Source organism: Lysinibacillus sp. NPDC096418 (assembly GCF_044762775.1).
In the GTDB taxonomy this organism is placed as follows: Bacteria; Bacillota; Bacilli; order Bacillales_A; family Planococcaceae; genus Lysinibacillus.
Window position 1 is genome coordinate 1 of sequence record NZ_JBIWEY010000057.1, and the last position, 17,362, is coordinate 17,362.

At 36.9% G+C, this 17,362-nt stretch carries 13 protein-coding genes and 1 riboswitch; of the genes, 11 read left to right on the forward strand and 2 right to left on the reverse strand.

Going from position 1 to position 17,362, the window contains the following annotated elements; genetic code table 11:
- Nucleotides 1-701: 701 nt before the first annotated feature.
- Nucleotides 702-854: a hypothetical protein gene (locus tag ACIQZG_RS23560; protein WP_402758452.1), complete on the forward strand. Its 153-nt coding sequence runs from the start codon at nt 702-704 to the stop codon at nt 852-854.
- A gap of 30 nt (nt 855-884) precedes the next feature.
- Here ACIQZG_RS23560 and ACIQZG_RS23565 read toward each other — a convergent pair whose 3' ends face one another.
- Nucleotides 885-2,234, reverse strand: coding sequence for an MATE family efflux transporter (locus tag ACIQZG_RS23565; RefSeq protein WP_402758454.1), 1,350 nt, complete (start codon nt 2,232-2,234; stop codon nt 885-887).
- 263 nt (nt 2,235-2,497) lie between these two features.
- Between ACIQZG_RS23565 and ACIQZG_RS23570 the strand changes: the two genes are divergently transcribed.
- Nucleotides 2,498-3,574: an undecaprenyldiphospho-muramoylpentapeptide beta-N-acetylglucosaminyltransferase gene (locus ACIQZG_RS23570; protein WP_402758456.1), complete on the forward strand. Its 1,077-nt coding sequence runs from the start codon at nt 2,498-2,500 to the stop codon at nt 3,572-3,574.
- A 91-nt stretch (nt 3,575-3,665) separates the two neighbouring features.
- Here ACIQZG_RS23570 and ACIQZG_RS23575 read toward each other — a convergent pair whose 3' ends face one another.
- On the reverse strand, nt 3,666-4,214 hold the full coding sequence (locus tag ACIQZG_RS23575) for a GNAT family N-acetyltransferase (RefSeq protein WP_402758458.1): 549 nt from the start codon (nt 4,212-4,214) through the stop codon (nt 3,666-3,668).
- 579 nt (nt 4,215-4,793) lie between these two features.
- Between ACIQZG_RS23575 and ACIQZG_RS23580 the strand changes: the two genes are divergently transcribed.
- The 9 genes from ACIQZG_RS23580 (at nt 4,794) to ACIQZG_RS23620 (ending at nt 17,224) form a co-directional block, all read left to right on the forward strand.
- Nucleotides 4,794-6,845 carry a diguanylate cyclase domain-containing protein gene (locus ACIQZG_RS23580; protein ID WP_402758460.1) on the forward strand — a complete coding sequence of 684 codons (2,052 nt, stop codon included), beginning with the start codon at nt 4,794-4,796 and terminating at the stop codon, nt 6,843-6,845.
- A gap of 144 nt (nt 6,846-6,989) precedes the next feature.
- On the forward strand, nt 6,990-7,664 hold the full coding sequence (locus ACIQZG_RS23585) for a response regulator transcription factor (RefSeq protein ID WP_402758462.1): 675 nt from the start codon (nt 6,990-6,992) through the stop codon (nt 7,662-7,664).
- Complete coding sequence (locus tag ACIQZG_RS23590) at nt 7,661-9,043, forward strand: ATP-binding protein (protein ID WP_402758464.1); 1,383 nt, start codon at nt 7,661-7,663, stop codon at nt 9,041-9,043. The genes ACIQZG_RS23585 and ACIQZG_RS23590 overlap by 4 nt, the downstream gene beginning before the upstream one ends.
- Before the next feature lie 235 nt (nt 9,044-9,278).
- Entirely contained in the window at nt 9,279-12,086 is a 2,808-nt protein-coding gene (locus ACIQZG_RS23595; protein WP_402758466.1) for a 2-oxoglutarate dehydrogenase E1 component, read from the forward strand.
- A gap of 189 nt (nt 12,087-12,275) precedes the next feature.
- Nucleotides 12,276-13,490 (forward strand): 2-oxoglutarate dehydrogenase complex dihydrolipoyllysine-residue succinyltransferase, encoded by a 1,215-nt coding sequence (odhB, locus tag ACIQZG_RS23600; protein WP_402758468.1) that lies wholly within the window; start codon nt 12,276-12,278, stop codon nt 13,488-13,490.
- A gap of 199 nt (nt 13,491-13,689) precedes the next feature.
- Nucleotides 13,690-13,875, forward strand: a riboswitch (Lysine riboswitch).
- A 118-nt stretch (nt 13,876-13,993) separates the two neighbouring features.
- Nucleotides 13,994-15,118: a transporter substrate-binding domain-containing protein gene (locus ACIQZG_RS23605; protein WP_402758470.1), complete on the forward strand. Its 1,125-nt coding sequence runs from the start codon at nt 13,994-13,996 to the stop codon at nt 15,116-15,118.
- A gap of 82 nt (nt 15,119-15,200) precedes the next feature.
- Nucleotides 15,201-15,926, forward strand: coding sequence for an amino acid ABC transporter permease (locus tag ACIQZG_RS23610; protein WP_402758472.1), 726 nt, complete (start codon nt 15,201-15,203; stop codon nt 15,924-15,926).
- A 12-nt stretch (nt 15,927-15,938) separates the two neighbouring features.
- A complete protein-coding gene (locus ACIQZG_RS23615) occupies nt 15,939-16,670 on the forward strand; it encodes an amino acid ABC transporter ATP-binding protein (RefSeq protein WP_402758474.1) in 732 nt (243 codons plus the stop codon).
- 356 nt (nt 16,671-17,026) lie between these two features.
- Nucleotides 17,027-17,224, forward strand: a complete 198-nt coding sequence (locus tag ACIQZG_RS23620) for a DUF6501 family protein (protein ID WP_402758476.1) — start codon at nt 17,027-17,029, stop codon at nt 17,222-17,224.
- Nucleotides 17,225-17,362: the final 138 nt, after the last annotated feature.

Genomic DNA, 17,362 nt, shown 5'->3' on the forward strand with positions numbered 1-17,362 from the left:
TCGCTGTCCGTCAGACTTCATGGAACCGCCGTATACGGATCCGTACGTACGGTGGTGTGAGAGGACGGGAGTTAGTCGCTCCCTCCTACTCGATTCTAAAAGATCGTCTGATGTATTTTCAATAGACTAAAAAACCTTGCTGATCAAAGTCATTCTTTGCAAAAAATTCTAGTTTAAAGTTTTACAGTGACTTCAAATGCAAGTGAATCGAGACCCTGCATGGAGGGAAACGAAGGAAGCGGCCGGGTGCTAGGGCGCGGAAAGCGAGCACCTCGTAACGGAAATCAACTTTGCATCTTATATACGATGCTAATAATCAGTTAATCAACACACCTACTTTTTGAATTTACGTGTCGTGAATTTTTCTTAAGATATTATTTCTATACGATCCATAGAAAAAGAACAAACATTTTCAACCTCGGTTTGGCTCGTTTTTCAGAAATGATATACAACATATTTTAAAATAAATGCCAATGATACCGGAACGCCTTATCAGTACTATGTTTTCTGAAAAAAATTACGCTTATTTTTAATTAAGTTGTATATCAATTTTGACAATCGGGTTTTTAACAAGAGTTTTTTGTTTGACGGTAAATAAAATTCAGTCTTTTCATATGATCATTTAAGTAAATGCTTTCGCCTTAACTTGTCGCCTTATGTGTTTGAAAAGAAGTGTAACTCCCTATAATTTCCTGTAATGGTTGCGTGTTATGAAAAAAGTTGAATTGATGATGAGAAGCTTAGATACGGATAAACCATTTTGGGATTTATATATGGAAGAGTGGTATGAACAATTCGTTACACTGAAACTAGAGCCAAAAGTAAGTATAGTACGAACAGGAATTATGAAATAAAAAAAAGTGAGGAGACGCTCCTCACTTTTCTTATACAAGTTTATATTTTTTTTGCACACGTAATAATCTTATTGATAACGTAATAGCTCCTGCCGACAGTCCTGTAACGAGACCAATCCAGTAGCCGAACGGGCCAAAATCAGTATAGGTTGCGAGCATAAAGCCCAGGGGTAAGCCAATTACCCAGTAAGAGATAATCGCCATTATAAATGTTATTGTGACATCCTTGTATCCACGTAGAGCACCTTGAACGGGCGCCTGGATAGCATCAGACAATTGGAAAATGGCGGCAAATACTAAAAATTGTCCAGCATATTCAAGTACATATTCATCAGTCGAATATAATCGAGCTATTGGTTCTCTATACATGAATAAAATTAGCGCTGAAATAAAACTGAACATTACAGCAGTACCTACGCACAAATAACTGTACACTTTTGCGCCGTGCAAACGCCCTGCACCAATTTCAAAGCCAACTAAAATCGTAACCCCCATTGAAATGCTTAATGGCACCATATATAACAGTGAGGTGAAGTTCAGTGCGATTTGATGTGCTGCAATAATTTCTGTACTGAAGCTACTCATCATCATCGTAACAGCTGAAAAAATACTTGTTTCAGCAAAGAGAGATAGCCCGATAGGTACACCAATGAGTAAAATTTCCTTCCAGCGTAGCCATTCAAGCTTTGGCCATTCGTTGAAAATACGGAAGCTATCAAATGGCACTCGTTTTGCTACAATCCATACCGTAATAAAGAAAATTAACCAATAAGTAATAGCTGTTGCGACACCAGCGCCAATTCCGCCAAGTTCTGGTGCACCAAATTTTCCGAAAATGAAAATATAATTTAAAAAAATATTTATCGGCGTTGTGAGCAGTGTAATGATCATCGTCACACGTGTTTTTCCAAGTGCGTCTATGAAGCATCGTAGCACAAAAAATAAAAAAAGAGGTACGAGACCTGCACACATTGCATAAATATAGGATTTGGCAATCTTATGTACGGAGGTTTCTAATTGCATATTGCCGAGCATCCATTCTATACCTGTGAATAATAGAATGAAAATAATGGCGGAGAGCAGTAAGGATACATACAATCCCTGTTGGACGGCTTTTTTAGCATCCATTTCTTTTTTAGCGCCGACAAGTTGAGAAACAATCGGTGTAATCGCTAGTAAAATCCCCGACAGCCCTGTATAGACAGGCATCCAAATTGACGAACCTATCGAAACGCCAGCTAAATCAGTAGTACCATAGCGACTTGACATTAAAATATCAAAAAAAGAAATTAAATAAATGGCAACTTGAGTGACTAAAATTGGAACGATCATTTTTAACATTAATACATATTTGTCTTTTAACGTTGTTGTTTCATACATGATGATTTCTTCCTTTTTTGCATAATAAGACAATAGTATACCATAATTGTTTTACGTGACGTAAAAAATGTTGAGTGCTTCATCTATATCTTTTTCGTAGCATATAGTAAAATAAATGACTGTGTAGAAAAGTAGTTGTCTTAAAGGATATTGAGACAACTATTTTCTATGAGAAAGTAAGGAAGTGCAAAAAAGCATAGTATTACGCACATAATGTAATGAAATAGTCTATGCGAAATGCTTTTTAGAATAGGAGAATTAACGTGAAACAACAAACGATCATTTTAACCGGTGGTGGGACTGCTGGCCATGTATCACTCAATCAAGCGATAATCCCATCTTTACTTGAACTTGGTTATGATGTCCACTATATCGGTTCAGAGCAAGGTATTGAAAAGGAATTAATCGGCGAGGCGTTCCCACATGTGCCGTTTTACGGAATTTCAAGTGGTAAATTGCGTCGCTATTTCTCGATGAAGAATTTTACTGATCCATTCCGTGTGTTAGCGGGTGTAATGCAAGCATTCCGTATTATTAAAAAAGTTAAGCCACAAGTGATTTTTTCAAAGGGTGGCTTTGTGTCGGTGCCAGTGGTGATGGCGGCTAAAATGGCAGGTATACCTGTTGTCATCCATGAATCAGATGTAACACCTGGTCTAGCCAATAAAATTGCACTACCATTTGCATCACATGTTTTCACAATTTTTGAGGAGACATTACAACATTTACCGCAAGAAAAAGCGACATGTACGGGCTCGATTATTCGCCAGGAGTTATTTTCAGGGGATAGAGCAAAAGGGCTTGCAGCATGTAGTTTTACTTCACGAAAGCCTGTACTTCTAGTGATGGGTGGAAGCTTAGGTTCTGTTGTATTAAATGATGCACTGCGTCATAATTTGCCTGAACTTCTAAAGACATTTCAAATTATTCATCTCTGTGGGAAGGGGAATGCCGATAAAGCACTTGACGGAATGCCGGGCTACAAGCAATTTGAGTACGTAACGACAGAGTTGCCAGATTTAATGCATGCAGCAGATTTAATCGTCTCTCGTGCGGGTTCAAATTCAATTTTTGAATTTTTAGCGTTGCATAAACCGATGTTACTTATCCCTCTATCAGCGCAAAAAAGTCGTGGAGATCAAATTTTAAATGCAAATTTATTTAAAAAACAAGGCTATGCTGAAGTGTTGGAGGAAGAGGCATTAACGAAGGAAACTTTTATGAAGTCTCTTCATACATTGGTATCACGAAAATCAGAAATGATTACGACAATGGAAAAAACACAAACACCAAAAACACCAGATGAGATGGCAAAATTAATTTTACAACATAAGAAATAACAAAAAGCTATCTTCAAAGTCTTAATTTGACTTCGTAGATAGCTTTTTCGTTTTAACGATAGGAAAGACAATTTTTTTATGAGGAACTATTTTACATTGCTTGCTCTTCGCCATCTTCTATCTGATGGGCAGTCGTCAAGTAAAATAGATCACGTGTAATTTTATATAAATTAAATTGAGCCTCACCACGGTTTACTTGTTCTAGTAATGTTGGATGGCTTTCATTCGCACACACAACATAAGGTAATTTTAGTGCAGCTCGCTCAGACTTATTATTTTCTTTTCGAATTCGCAAAAAAACCGTATGAAAGTTATACTCGAAGAATAGTTCATTCAAAAAAAGCATCTTTGCTTTTTGATTATACCCTTGCCCTTGATAAGGAAGGCCGATCCAAGTTCCAAGGAAGCCTGCACCGTCTTGCACATCATGTATGCTAATGGTGCCGATTGGTTGCCCCCAATCATCGGTAATTGTCCTAGAAATAGCGAGTCCCCTCGCTTCTTCTTCAATTAGTTGTTTTGTCATGAACCAGTATTCATCTGCGGAAGTGGCTTTTTGACGAATAAATGGGAAAACAGTAGGGTGTGATAATAGCTCATAAAGCTCTGTACATTCGTGTAGGTCTCGATGTCTAAGCATACGAAACGCCTCCTTTTCTAGGGTAGTTAAAAAATTCCGATACCACCATAGTGGTAATAGTAAAGAAGTAAACTCAAATTCGTGCTGGAATTAAAAACCCAAAGAGCTAGACGTTAAAACTATGAAAGCCATAATCTCCCGCTGTCTTACTGATTTTGCAGCCATACCGAAAAATGGTTATTTTTTTAATATATTATAACGAGCAAACTACTTGATGCAACATATTTGCTCGTTAAAACGTAAAATATATATAATTATCAGTTAATTCAGATTATTATTGTTCGATTTCTATTTTTTAATTTATGTTTGTTGAAAAGTATTTAGTATTGAGTAGTAAATTTGTATGGTATGACTGGGAGAAGGAGATGTTTATTTGTTTTATTGTAAAAGTATTATTAAATTTCCGTCTAAAAATGAAGTGATTCTTTCTGCTCTAGGGATTTATACATATAAAAATATGTTATAATGAAGATTACAGATTTTAAATAATTTACAGTGGTTTTAGTGCAAATGTAAATAATGAAAATTTATATCGATCTTAAGCTAACAACAATTATTTTATAAGTGAGGGGTGATGAAGTGGAGCACCTTTTAACAGAGGAGCTATTTAAACAAGTATTTATAGGAAATGATTTTGTCTTTCTATTAAAAAAAGACGACGATGATTACAGGTACATTCGATTGAATGAAGCTGCACAATCATTATTTCCCCACGATGTTATTGGGCAAACGATTTCTGAAGTTGTACCTAAACGAAATGATGCTATTATTCTAGAAAATTACAATAAGGCAACGCAGTTAAATGAACAAATAGATTATGTCGATTATGCTTACTATGAGGCAGAAGTAAGAAAATATGAGACCTCCGTTCGTCCATTCAGTATGAACGATGAGCAGTTTATATTAGCTATTACGAAAGAAATTTTGTATGATCGCAATATCGAAGATAAATTCCTTTTTATGCGATCAATGTTTGACCATGCTTCTTTTTCAACAGTCATTTTGTCTGAAACCGGCGAAATATTTGAAGTGAATTCGAATTTTATGGAAGATTTCGGATTGTGCAATGAACATATTAAACAACAATCTTTTAGTCAATTACCGATAATCCCAGATGGGGAATTTGGTAAAATAACAGCGTATATAAAACAAGCTTCAAAGGGCGAAACGATTACGAAAAAAATACTGTCTTTTCAAACATTAGAAAAAGAAAAGCGCTATTACGTAGTTTCTTTCTCACCCGTTATGCAAGGGGACAACTCTTTAGCGATTTTCCTAATTATGCATGATATTACTGAGTTTGCAGAGCAAAAGGCGGAACTGCGTATAAAAACACATGGTTTCGAAGTGTTTAAAGCTGCGCTGAATTCCGCGGCAGGTATTGTGATTTTTGATATAGAAGGTCACATTTTAGATATTAATAAATTGTTATTAGACGTAATTGGTTATACGAAAGAAAATTTGGTCGGTACGCTATATGATTTTATCGAATCACGAAATCATCCGGTGAACTATATATCTAATATGAAACAAAAACTTGAGGCAGGCGAGATTTGGCGCGGAGAGCTGTGTTATCGTACAAAATATCATGCTTTTTATTGGATGGATGTAACGATTATACCTTTGAAAAATGAAGAGGGTATAACTGAGCAATTTTTATCCATTAACTATGATATTACGGATAAGAAGAGAATGTTAACGGAATTGAAAAATATTGAAAGAACTTTTCGACTCATTACGGAAAACACGAATGATTTGATCGTAATTACCAATGAAGATGGGATTATCATGTATACATCACCGTCTTATACGAATTATCTAGGTTTTGAATCAATTGAACTGCAAGGACGGTTTTATAGTTCAATTGTGGCGGATATAAGCAAAAAGGCATGGCAAAATTTTTTAAATAATGTTGAATGCCAATCCGATTCACAATTTGAATTGCTATTAGAGACAAAAGATAACTTACCTGTATGGACAGAAGGAAACGTCACCGTAGTCAAAGATTCAGGGCATGAAAAGTTTTCACAAATAATAATGGTTTCTCGCGAAATTACCCATCGAAAAGAACGAGAAAATGATTTGCTCTATTTAGCCTACCATGATAGCTTAACTCAGTTGCCTAACCGTCGTTTTTTACTCAAAGAATTCCCGAAAATTTTAGCAGATGCGAATAGAGATATCGATAGTTTAGCAATGATTTATATTGATGGTGACAATTTTAAAGAAGTAAATGATCAATTTGGACATGAAACAGGGGATGCTTTTATTCGAAAGTTTGGCAGTGTGTTAAAGAAATCTATTCGTCATCATGATTTGGTCATCCGTATTGGCGGAGATGAATTTATTGTCGTATTAACAGGATTGTCACGTGATGTTGAGGCAAGAAGAACACAAATGATGCAAATTATTTGCCGTATCCGCAATGAGTTACAAATTGGTTGGACAATTGAACAGCATCAATTTACACCGACCGCTTCAATGGGGATAGCTTACTATCCAGACCATGCTAAAACATTAGACAAGTTAATGGATTTAGCGGATCAAGCACTCTATAAGGCGAAAGAAATCGGTAAAAATAACTTATATGTTAATGGATCAACACCGAAATTGGATCTTGATGTAGAATAACCACTACTATAGAGCATTAGTTACGAGTTTCAATTAAATAAAATTAAAAGGTCTGTACGAACAAGTATCTACTTGTAGTACAGATCTTTTATTTGATGTTATTCTATAAGAAAGTAGATTTAAATAGAAATAGAAGGTGATTATATGCCTAAAAAAATATTGTTAGTAGAAGATGAAAAAAATATTGCACGTTTTGTCGAATTAGAATTAAAACATGAGGGTTATGAGGTTACAGTTGCTTTTGATGGGCGAGTAGGTTTGGAGTTTGCACTGTCAGAAGATTTTGATGTACTGTTGCTGGATGTTATGCTACCAAGCCTAAATGGTATTGAAATTTGCCGTCGTGTCCGTGCACAGTCACAAGTACCTATTCTGTTATTAACCGCTCGAGATGCGGTAATGGACCGGGTTGCGGGCTTAGACGCTGGAGCGGATGATTATATGGTAAAGCCGTTTGCTATTGAAGAACTACTTGCTAGAATACGGACGATTTTACGAAGGGTAACACCAGAAAAAAGTTCGAATGCCATGCTAACTTGCCGTGATATTGAAATCGATCTTGCTGCATACGAAGTCTCCTTACAAGGAGACAAGCTAGATTTAACGAAAACGGAGTATGATCTACTCAAACTATTAGTGGAACATAAAAACCGTGTCTGTACGCGTGAGTTAATTTTAACGTCCGTATGGGGTTATGAGACGGATATAGAAACGAATGTTGTTGATGTATATATTCGACACTTACGAATGAAATTACCTGGGGGCATGAATGACTATATTGAGACAGTCCGTGGTGTAGGATACGTGATGCGCGAATGAAGAAGTTGGAAGAACTACTATTTCATCAGTCACTACAACGTAAATGGATGCTGACATCGAGTGCCGTAATCTTTATTAGCTATGCCATTATATGTATCGTTGTCTATGTGTCGCTGCATACATGGTTATTGAACGAGGAAGAAAATAAGGTAAAACGTACGAGAGATGATTTGACATCATTTTTAGAAGAGCAAGGACCGAATGTTACAATCCAGCAAATACAACAAAATACTGGACTTATGAACTCCATTGTGGACCGTGAGCAAACTGTTCGCCTTTTTAATGTCGATGGTATTGAAATTTTACGAATTAATAATGCTTCGAAGCGTGCTCCGATAACTAATGATCCGGAAATTTTCCAAACGACCATTGATAGAACTAGTGCATTTGTTGCAAATGAGAAGATTCGAGTTGGTTTTTTTTATGGCTATTTACAGGTCGTTCATCCACTGACAAAATATCAATCACTTATGAATTACTTGTTAACGGCAATGCTAATCGCAGGTCTTGGGGCGCTTCTGTTATCCGCTTCAATTGGCTATTACTTGGCAAACTATTTAATGAAGCCGCTGCAAGAGTTACGAACGTCTATGAAATCTGTGATGGATAAAGGCTTCAATGAACCAATTCAATTATCGTATACATCTCATGATGAAATTGGTGATTTGCTTAAAATGTATAATGCAATGATGAATGAACTGCAAATCTCTTTTACGCAACAACAACAGTTTATCGCAGATGCTTCCCATGAATTACGTACACCAATTCAAGCAATTGAAGGTCATCTTTCTTTACTGAAAAGATGGGGCAAAGATGATCCGGAAATTTTGGAGGAGTCGATTGATACATCGCTAACAGAGATTGTGCGCATGCGGAAAATGATCGAGGAACTACTAGAACTTGCACGTCGAGAAGAAAAGAATGAAGATAGCGAAGCAAATGTAGAGGCTGTAATTGAAGGTACTGTAGCTGATATGAGACAACTTTATCCAGATGCGCAAATCACGTTGTCGAAATCTGGAGACATTTCTCCGATATTTATGTCGGAAAATGCACTGCGTCAAATCGTACGTAATATAATAGAAAATGCCATTCGCTATTGTGAAAAAATGCCAGAGGTAAAAATTCGGATTGAAAAAGATGGGGAATGCGCATCTATTCAAATAGAAGATAATGGAATCGGTATTGCCGAAGAAAATCTTCCTTATATTTTTGACCGCTTTTATCGAGTGGATGAGGCGAGAAATCGGCAAATCGGTGGAACGGGCTTGGGGCTCAGCATTACAAAAATGTTAATTGGGAAATATAATGCCTCAATAAAAGTCAAGAGTGAAAAGAATGTTGGAACCGTTTTCTTTATTAAAATACCGCTAAAATAGTAAGAAATGTTCGCGGATTATTTAATAATTCTATCCTTCATGAAAAAAAATGCTTAATTTGCTAAAAAGAGTTGTATTTTCTGCGAAGAGTAGTAAGATTGAGATGGAAAAAACGTTCTTTAAATTATGTATAAATTGTGTCGAACCATCTTTTAATGAACGTGAAAATATTATATAATTAATTGTAATTTAATTAATGTAACTGCCTATAGGCAAAATTTGGAGGTTTTTTTTCATGTCGAACAACGTTACAACTGTAAGTTCTCCATGGTCAGCTTTTTCTGGTCCTAACTTAGGATACGTGATGGAGCAATACGACTTATACTTACAGTCTCCTGATGAAGTAGAAGCTGAACTTGTTACTTTATTCCAACAGTTTGGTGCACCTGCATTAGCTACTGGTGAAGTAAGCGAAGCGGTGAATGTTGAACCAGGTAATTTCAAAAAAGTATTAGCTGCAGTACAACTTGCAGATGCTATTCGTAACCAAGGGCATTTAGCTGCTGATATTTACCCATTAAAAGATCGCAAATTAGATACTTCTCGTATTGAATTAAGTGCATATGGCTTAACTGAATCAGATTTAGTTGAGATGCCAGCAGCGCTTTTCTTTAACGAAGTGCCTGTAAGCGTTAATAATGGAAAAGATGCTATAAATTACCTTAAATCATTATATACTGACAAAATTGCTTTTGAGTTTGCACATGTTGTGCATCCTGAGGAGCGTGCTTGGATTCAAAGTAAAATCGAATCTGGTTCTTTAAAAGCTAAACTTACTGTGGAAGAGAAGAAAGCGATTTTAGATCGTTTAACTCGAGTTGAAGGCTTTGAAAAATTCATCCATAAAACTTTTGTAGGGCAAAAACGTTTCTCAATTGAAGGTTTAGATACATTGGTTGTATTAATGGATGAAATCTCTAATCAATCAAATGCTAACAATATGAAAAATCTCCAAATTGGTATGGCTCACCGTGGTCGCTTAAACGTTCTTACACACATTGTACGTAAACCGTACGATATGATGTTCGCTGACTTTGCACACGTTTCAAATGAACATTTCTTACCAAAAGATGGGTCATTAGAAATTACTAAAGGTTGGACAAATGACGTAAAATACCACATGGGTGCAACATATACAAGCCCAACAGGTATGAAAATAAAACTTGCATACAATCCATCTCACTTAGAAGTAGTAGCACCAATTGTTGCAGGTCAAACACGTGCAGCACAAGATGATACAACAAATGCTGGCGCACCAACACAAGATGTATCTAAATCATTAGCAGTTTTAGTACATGGTGATGCTGCATTCCCAGGACAAGGAATTGTAACAGAAACTTTAAACTTTGCAAAAACTAGCGGTTTCTCTACTGGTGGTTCAATCCATGTGATCTCGAATAATATGATTGGCTTCACTACGGAACACTTTGATTCACGTTCTTCTGTATATTCTTCGGACCCTGCTAAAGGTTTTGAAGTACCAGTTGTACACGTGAATGCCGATGCACCAGAAGCAGTTGTGCAAGTAGCGCGTTTCGCATTTGAATATCGTCAAAAATTCGGTAAAGATATTTTAGTGGATTTAATCGGTTACCGTCGTTACGGTCATAATGAAACAGATGATCCAACAGTTACAAACCCACAAACATATGCTATTGTGCCGAAACACCCTACAGTTCGTGTTCTTTACGGTGAGCAATTAGCATCTGAAGGTGTTGTTACAAATGATGAAGTAGCTACATTAGACACAACTGTTTATGCTGAAATGCAAGCATCTTATGATCACGTTAAAGAAGTAGGCGAAACAGCAGAACATATCATCATTGAAATGCCAGACGCGGTAAAAGATGGTTTCCCTGTTGTAGAAACAGGAGTAGATAAAGATCGCCTGAAAAAAATTAATGAAGAATTACTAGCTTGGCCTGAAAGTTTCGAACCACAAAATAAACTTTCTAAAATTTTGAAAAAGCGTGAAGATGCATTTGAAACAGGCAAAATTGACTGGGGCCATGCAGAAACTTTGGCGTATGCTTCAATCCTACAAGATGGTAAGTCTGTACGCTTCACAGGTCAAGATGCACAACGTGGTACGTTCTCGCAACGTCACTTAGTGTTACATGATAAAAATAACAATAGCGAGTTTACACCGCTTCACAATATTTCTGATGCGAAAGCTTCATTCGCTGTTTACAATTCACCACTTACTGAAGCAGGTGTAGTAGGCTTCGAATATGGTTATAACATGGAAAATCCAAATAGCTTATCTGTTTGGGAAGCTCAATTTGGCGACTTTGCGAATATGGCACAAGTTATGTTTGATAACTTTATCTCATCAAGTCGTGCTAAATGGGGTCAAAAATCAGGCTTAGTAATGCTATTACCACATGGTTATGAAGGGCAAGGTCCAGAGCACTCTTCAAGCCGTATGGAACGTTATTTACAACTTTCAGCTGAAAATAACTGGACTGTAGCATACTGCTCAAATGCAGCAAACTACTACCACTTATTACGTCGTCAAGCAGCAATGCTAGGTACAGATTCTATTCGTCCGTTAGTTGTTGTAACACCTAAATATTTACTTCGTCACCCACTTGCTGGTGCAACTGCTGAACAGCTGTCACAAGGAAGCTTCCAAACAGTGCTTGAACAAGATGGTCTTGGCGGTAACCCAGATAAAGTAGAGCGTATTCTATTCGGTTCAGGTAAAGTAACAATTGACTTAGCTGACCAAATTGGTGACGGTTCTGAGTTCGACCACTTACACATTGTAAGAGTAGAGCAGCTTTATCCATTCCCAGAAGAGAAAATTGCAGCTATCGTTAAACGCTATCCAAATGCAAAAGAACTTGTATGGGTACAAGAAGAACCGAAAAACCAAGGTTCATACTTATTTGCAACACAATATATGATTGATATTGCTAACGATAACGGCAAAAAATTAACATATGTTGGTCGTCCAGCTATGTCTTCAACTGCTGAAGGTGATGCAGACTCACATAAAGCAGCACAAGCAAAATTACTTGCAGAAGCATTAGCAAAATAATTCACTATATTCATTGGCAATCAAATGAATAGTTAAGTCTATACGTCAATTTTTTCCTTTACTGACTACAAAGCAGCAGGAGCAATTACGTTGAAACAATTTTGATATAACTATGGCATGTAAGGCTATAAGTATGGTAGCCTTACATGTGAAATAAGATGTTTGTAAACATCAAAGGAGGAAATGAAAGTGGCTGAAATTAAAGTCCCTGAATTAGCAGAATCGATTACAGAAGGTAGCATCGCTCAATGGGTTAAAAAAGTGGGCGACCGTGTAGAAAAAGGTGAGTTCATCGTTGAACTTGAAACTGATAAAGTAAATGCAGAAATCATTTCTGAAGAAGCTGGTGTGTTAACACAAATTCTTGCTGGCGAAGGTGATACTGTTCTTGTAGGACAAGTAATCGCAGTTGTAGAGGCTGGCGAAGGTGCAGCACCTGCTCCAGCAGCAGCAGTTGAAGCTGTGGCAGTTCCAACTCCACAAGCAGCACCTGCACCAGTAGTAGAAGAAACTTCTGGTGAACGCGTTATCGCTTCTCCAGCGGCACGCAAGCTTGCTCGTGAAAAAGGGATTGACCTTGCAGCTGTATCTCCTGTAGATCCACAAGGTCGTGTACGTGTACAAGACGTAGCGGCACACGGAACTGCACCAGTAGTAGCAGCACCAGTAGCAGCAGCTCCTAAAGCGGTCGTTGCAGTTGACGAATCACGTGTAACGGTTGAAAAAATGAGCCGTCGTCGTCAAACAATTGCAAAACGTCTATTAGAAGTTAAACAATCAACAGCTATGTTAACTACTTTCAACGAAGTCGATATGACAAATGTGATGGCACTTCGCTCTCGTAAAAAAGACCAGTTCTTTGAATCAACAGGTTCTAAACTTGGTTTCATGTCATTCTTCACAAAAGCAGTAGTTGCAGCTCTTAAAAAATATCCATACGTGAACGCTCAAATTGTTGGCGATGAAATCCACTTAAACAACTTCTTTGATATTGGTGTAGCAGTATCTACTGAAGAAGGACTAGTTGTACCAGTTGTACGCGATGCTGACCGTAAAAACTTCTCTGAAATTGAAAACTCAATTGCAGACTTAGCGAAAAAAGCACGCGACAAAAAATTAGGTCTAAATGACTTATCTGGTGGCTCATTCACAATCACAAATGGTGGTGTATTCGGTTCATTAATGTCAACACCAATTATGAACGGTACACAAGCAGCTATCCTTGGTATGCACTCAATCAAAAAACGTCCAGTTGAAGTTGACGGTGAGGTTGCAATCCGTCCAATGATGTACTTAGCATTATCTTATGACCACCGTATTATCGATGGTAAAGATTCTGTAGGTTTCTTAAAAACAGTTAAAGAGCTTCTTGAAAACCCAGAAGATTTATTATTGAATTCATAATTTTAAGTTACGAAAGTGCTACGAGACAAACTTGTTTCGTAGCACTTTTTTTGTACTAAGACTTTTATGATAGGAAAATCTAAATGGATTCTTGCTATTAAATTTAAAAAAGTCAGAAAAATGATGAAATTATCTTGACTAAAAGTGTGATGCTATAGTAGTATCTATTTATCAATTAAATATTTTCACCTCACGTTCTATGTGAGGTAGAGGCGCGATATTTATTAGTTCATTGTTGAGTATAAGCAAGCGTAGACGCAATGGAGAAGGAAATGTCGCCGAAGTATAAAAGGAGCTCGTACTTTTATACTGGGTCTGCAATTAATAGTTGCAGGACTGTCCTAGTAAATCTAATTCCAGTTTACTAGGTTGTGCTATCTCGGAAACATGGAAGTTATAGTGAGGATTTGGGCAACTGCTGATAACGTACGACCTAAGTTCTAAACTTAGGTCGTTTTTTTCATACAGTTGTCTTATTTTTTTACAGAAAAGGAGAAGATTTCATGAAGAGAAAATGGTTATTATTCATGTTAACAGTAATGACTGCCATTATGTTAGCTGCCTGTGGCACTAGTGACAAAAAAGAAGAAACGGCAGGTGGAAGTGCTACAACTAAAGAAGGGGGCGAGCTTCGAATTGGGATGGAAGCTGGTTACCCGCCATTTAACTGGACGCAACAAGATGATTCAAATGGAGCAGTGAAAATTGCAGACAATGCTGAATATGCAGGTGGGTATGATATTCAAATGGCTAAAAAAATAGCTGAGGGTTTAGGGAAAGAATTAGTAATTGTTAAAATGGAGTGGGATGGTTTAGTACCAGCACTTCAATCAAAAAAAATTGATGCCATTATAGCAGGGATGTCTCCAACAGAAAATCGTAAAAAAACGATTGACTTCACAGAAAACTATTATACATCTGATTTCGTAATGGTTATTAAAAAAGGCAGTAAATATGAATCAGCTGAATCAATTCAAGACTTTTCAGGAGCTAAAATTACTTCTCAGTTAAACACTTCTAACTATGATGTTATCGATCAAATCCAAGGAGTTAAGAAACAAACAGCAATGGAAAGCTTTCCTGCAATGCGTGTAGCATTAGAAGCAGGGAAAATCGATGGTTACGTAGCGGAACGTCCAGAAGGAATTTCTGCACAAGCTGCTAATGACAAATTCACGTTTGTGTCATTTGAAGATTTCGGAATCATTGTGAAAAAAGGCAGTAAATATGAAGATGCAACATCAATGCAAGATTTCTCAGGTGCTAATGTAACAGCACAGTTAAACACTTCTAATTACGATGTAATCGATCAATTCGATGGCGTTAACAAACAAACAGCAATGGAGAGCTTCTCTGCGATGCGTGAAGCATTAGAAGCTGGAGAAATTGATGCATACGTTGCTCCACGTTCTGAAGGAATGTCAGCACAAGGTGTCAACGATAACTTTAAGTTCATATCATTTGGTAAAGGTTTTGATACTGATATTGCTAATACTTCTATTGCCGTTGGTATTCGTAAAGGTGATACGAATCTAGAAAAAATCAATGGAATACTAAAAGGTATTTCTGAGGACGATCGTCAAAAAATTATGGAAGAAGCGATTCTTCAACAACCGGCAGCACAGTAATACAATTTGCACGGACTATATGTATAGTCCGTGTTAGTTTTATAAATGAACAAGCAATTGTTGCGTTTTTAGGGGGAACAGCATGAGTATAGAATGGATTCTTTCAATTATAGAAAACAACTGGCAGATGTTTTTACGAGGGGCGTATTATACGTTATTAATATCTATTATTAGTACAATTATTGGTGCATTTATCGGATTTTTCATTGGAATTATGCATACCATTCCAACACGTAAAAAGAACGTAAAGCATTATGTTTTAAAGCTTTTTAATTTTATACTGAAATGTTACGTTGAATTTTTCCGTGGTACACCAATGATTGTACAGGCAATGGTAGTTTACTACGGATTAGATATGGCATTTGGTATTGATATGCACTTTATTACTGCTGGTATTTTAGTAGTTTCACTTAATACAGGAGCGTATATGGCTGAAATTGTTCGAGGTGGTATAGTATCCATCGATAAAGGACAATACGAAGCTGCTTCTGCAATAGGTATGAATCATTTGCAGATAATGATTCACGTAGTATTACCACAAGTTGCACGTAACATTTTACCTGCTACGGGTAATCAGTTAATTATGAACATTAAAGATACAGCGGTATTAAGTGTTATCGGCGTAACAGAATTATTCTTCCAAACAAAGTCGATTTCGGGTAATAACTTCCGTTACTTTGAATCATTTTTTGTAGCGTGTGTACTGTACTTCATCATGACATTTACAGCTTCACGCATTTTACTGTATGTAGAAAAACGACTTGATGGACCAGATGCTTATAAAAAAGAACAAAAAGAAATTATATAGGGGGACGAACAAATGGCAGTCATTCAAATTGAACATTTAAGTAAATCATTTGGCCGTAACCAAGTGTTAAAGGATGTGAATTTCCAAGTCCAAAAAGGGGAAGTAGTTTGTCTGATTGGCTCGTCAGGCTCTGGAAAATCGACACTTTTACGATGCATCAACTTACTCGAAACGCCAAGTGGTGGAAGAATCATTTATAAAGGTGAAAATATATTAGATGAAAAGCACAATATTCAAGAATATCGTACTCATTTAGGAATGGTATTTCAACAGTTTAATTTATTCAATAACCATAATGTCTTGAAAAATTGTACAGTTGGACAAGTGAAAGTATTGAAGCGTTCAAAAGAAGAATCTGAAAAAGTAGCGTTGAAATATTTAGAAGTTGTAGGTATGTCTCAGTTTGTCAACGCGAAGCCTCGACAGTTATCTGGTGGTCAAAAACAGCGTGTTGCAATTGCGCGTGCATTGTCCATGAATCCAGAAGTAATGCTATTTGATGAACCGACTTCAGCGCTTGACCCTGAAATGGTAGGGGAGGTATTGAAGGTAATGCGTCAACTAGCCAAGGAAGGCAATACAATGCTAGTTGTTACGCATGAAATGGAGTTTGCGAAAGAAGTAGCAGACCGAGTTGTCTTTATGGATAAAGGTGTTATCGTAGAAGAAGGAGCACCTTCAAAAGTGTTAGTAAACCCAGAGCATGAACGTACGAAAGAGTTTTTAAAACGTACATTAAAATAAACACAAATAAGTGAGTCCGATTTAATCGGGCTCACTTATTTTCTCGAATTCCATTCTGCAACTAGCACAAAGCAGATTGCAAACACAATAGCGATAATGAAAAACCATTGCGGTACACCACCAAAACTCATTTGAACACCTCTTAAAAGTATTGTAACATTATTTCAAGATACAGTGGTGATAGACATCGAAAAACACATTAATATGTCGCTAATTATAAGTGTTAAGAGCTAGCACACCACTTTTTTAGACGAAATATGAAATAGTATGGTTTTTTTCTCCACAAAAGTACAGAAATCGTATAAAATAGACTATAAGCGGTTAGCTTAGTGCTAGTAAAGAGAGGTAGATATACGATGTTACATTTAAAATGGAAAGATGCACCGACAATTCGTACGGTAACTTGCAAACATACGAATGCATCAAAATATTTGGTGTCAAACGTGTTAACAGTAGGTAAAGAATACGAAGTGAAAAATGAGACGGAAGAGTTCGTTTTCATTATCGACAACACAGGTAATGTTGGCGGTTACTATAAAGACTACTTTGAATGAGCAAAAGAAAGAGCATGTATAGGATAAACTCCTATGCATGCTCTTTTGGTGCGCCCGGCATGCACATGAACTATAGGGTGTAAGTCCCGAACCCCGAAGACAGAAGTAGAGGTTAGCCAAGAGCAAGGGTGTCCGTGG

What these genes read in the sequence shown, in the direction of transcription:
- ACIQZG_RS23620 (WP_402758476.1), top strand. Translation starts at nt 17,027, where the DNA reads ATGTTACATTTAAAATGGAAAGATGCACCGACAATTCGTACGGTAACT.
- ACIQZG_RS23605 (WP_402758470.1), top strand. Translation starts at nt 13,994, where the DNA reads ATGAAGAGAAAATGGTTATTATTCATGTTAACAGTAATGACTGCCATT.
- ACIQZG_RS23610 (WP_402758472.1), top strand. Translation starts at nt 15,201, where the DNA reads ATGAGTATAGAATGGATTCTTTCAATTATAGAAAACAACTGGCAGATG.
- ACIQZG_RS23595 (WP_402758466.1), top strand. Translation starts at nt 9,279, where the DNA reads ATGTCGAACAACGTTACAACTGTAAGTTCTCCATGGTCAGCTTTTTCT.
- ACIQZG_RS23590 (WP_402758464.1), top strand. Translation starts at nt 7,661, where the DNA reads ATGAAGAAGTTGGAAGAACTACTATTTCATCAGTCACTACAACGTAAA.
- ACIQZG_RS23615 (WP_402758474.1), top strand. Translation starts at nt 15,939, where the DNA reads ATGGCAGTCATTCAAATTGAACATTTAAGTAAATCATTTGGCCGTAAC.
- ACIQZG_RS23585 (WP_402758462.1), top strand. Translation starts at nt 6,990, where the DNA reads ATGCCTAAAAAAATATTGTTAGTAGAAGATGAAAAAAATATTGCACGT.
- ACIQZG_RS23575 (WP_402758458.1), bottom strand. Translation starts at nt 4,214, where the DNA reads ATGCTTAGACATCGAGACCTACACGAATGTACAGAGCTTTATGAGCTA.
- ACIQZG_RS23565 (WP_402758454.1), bottom strand. Translation starts at nt 2,234, where the DNA reads ATGTATGAAACAACAACGTTAAAAGACAAATATGTATTAATGTTAAAA.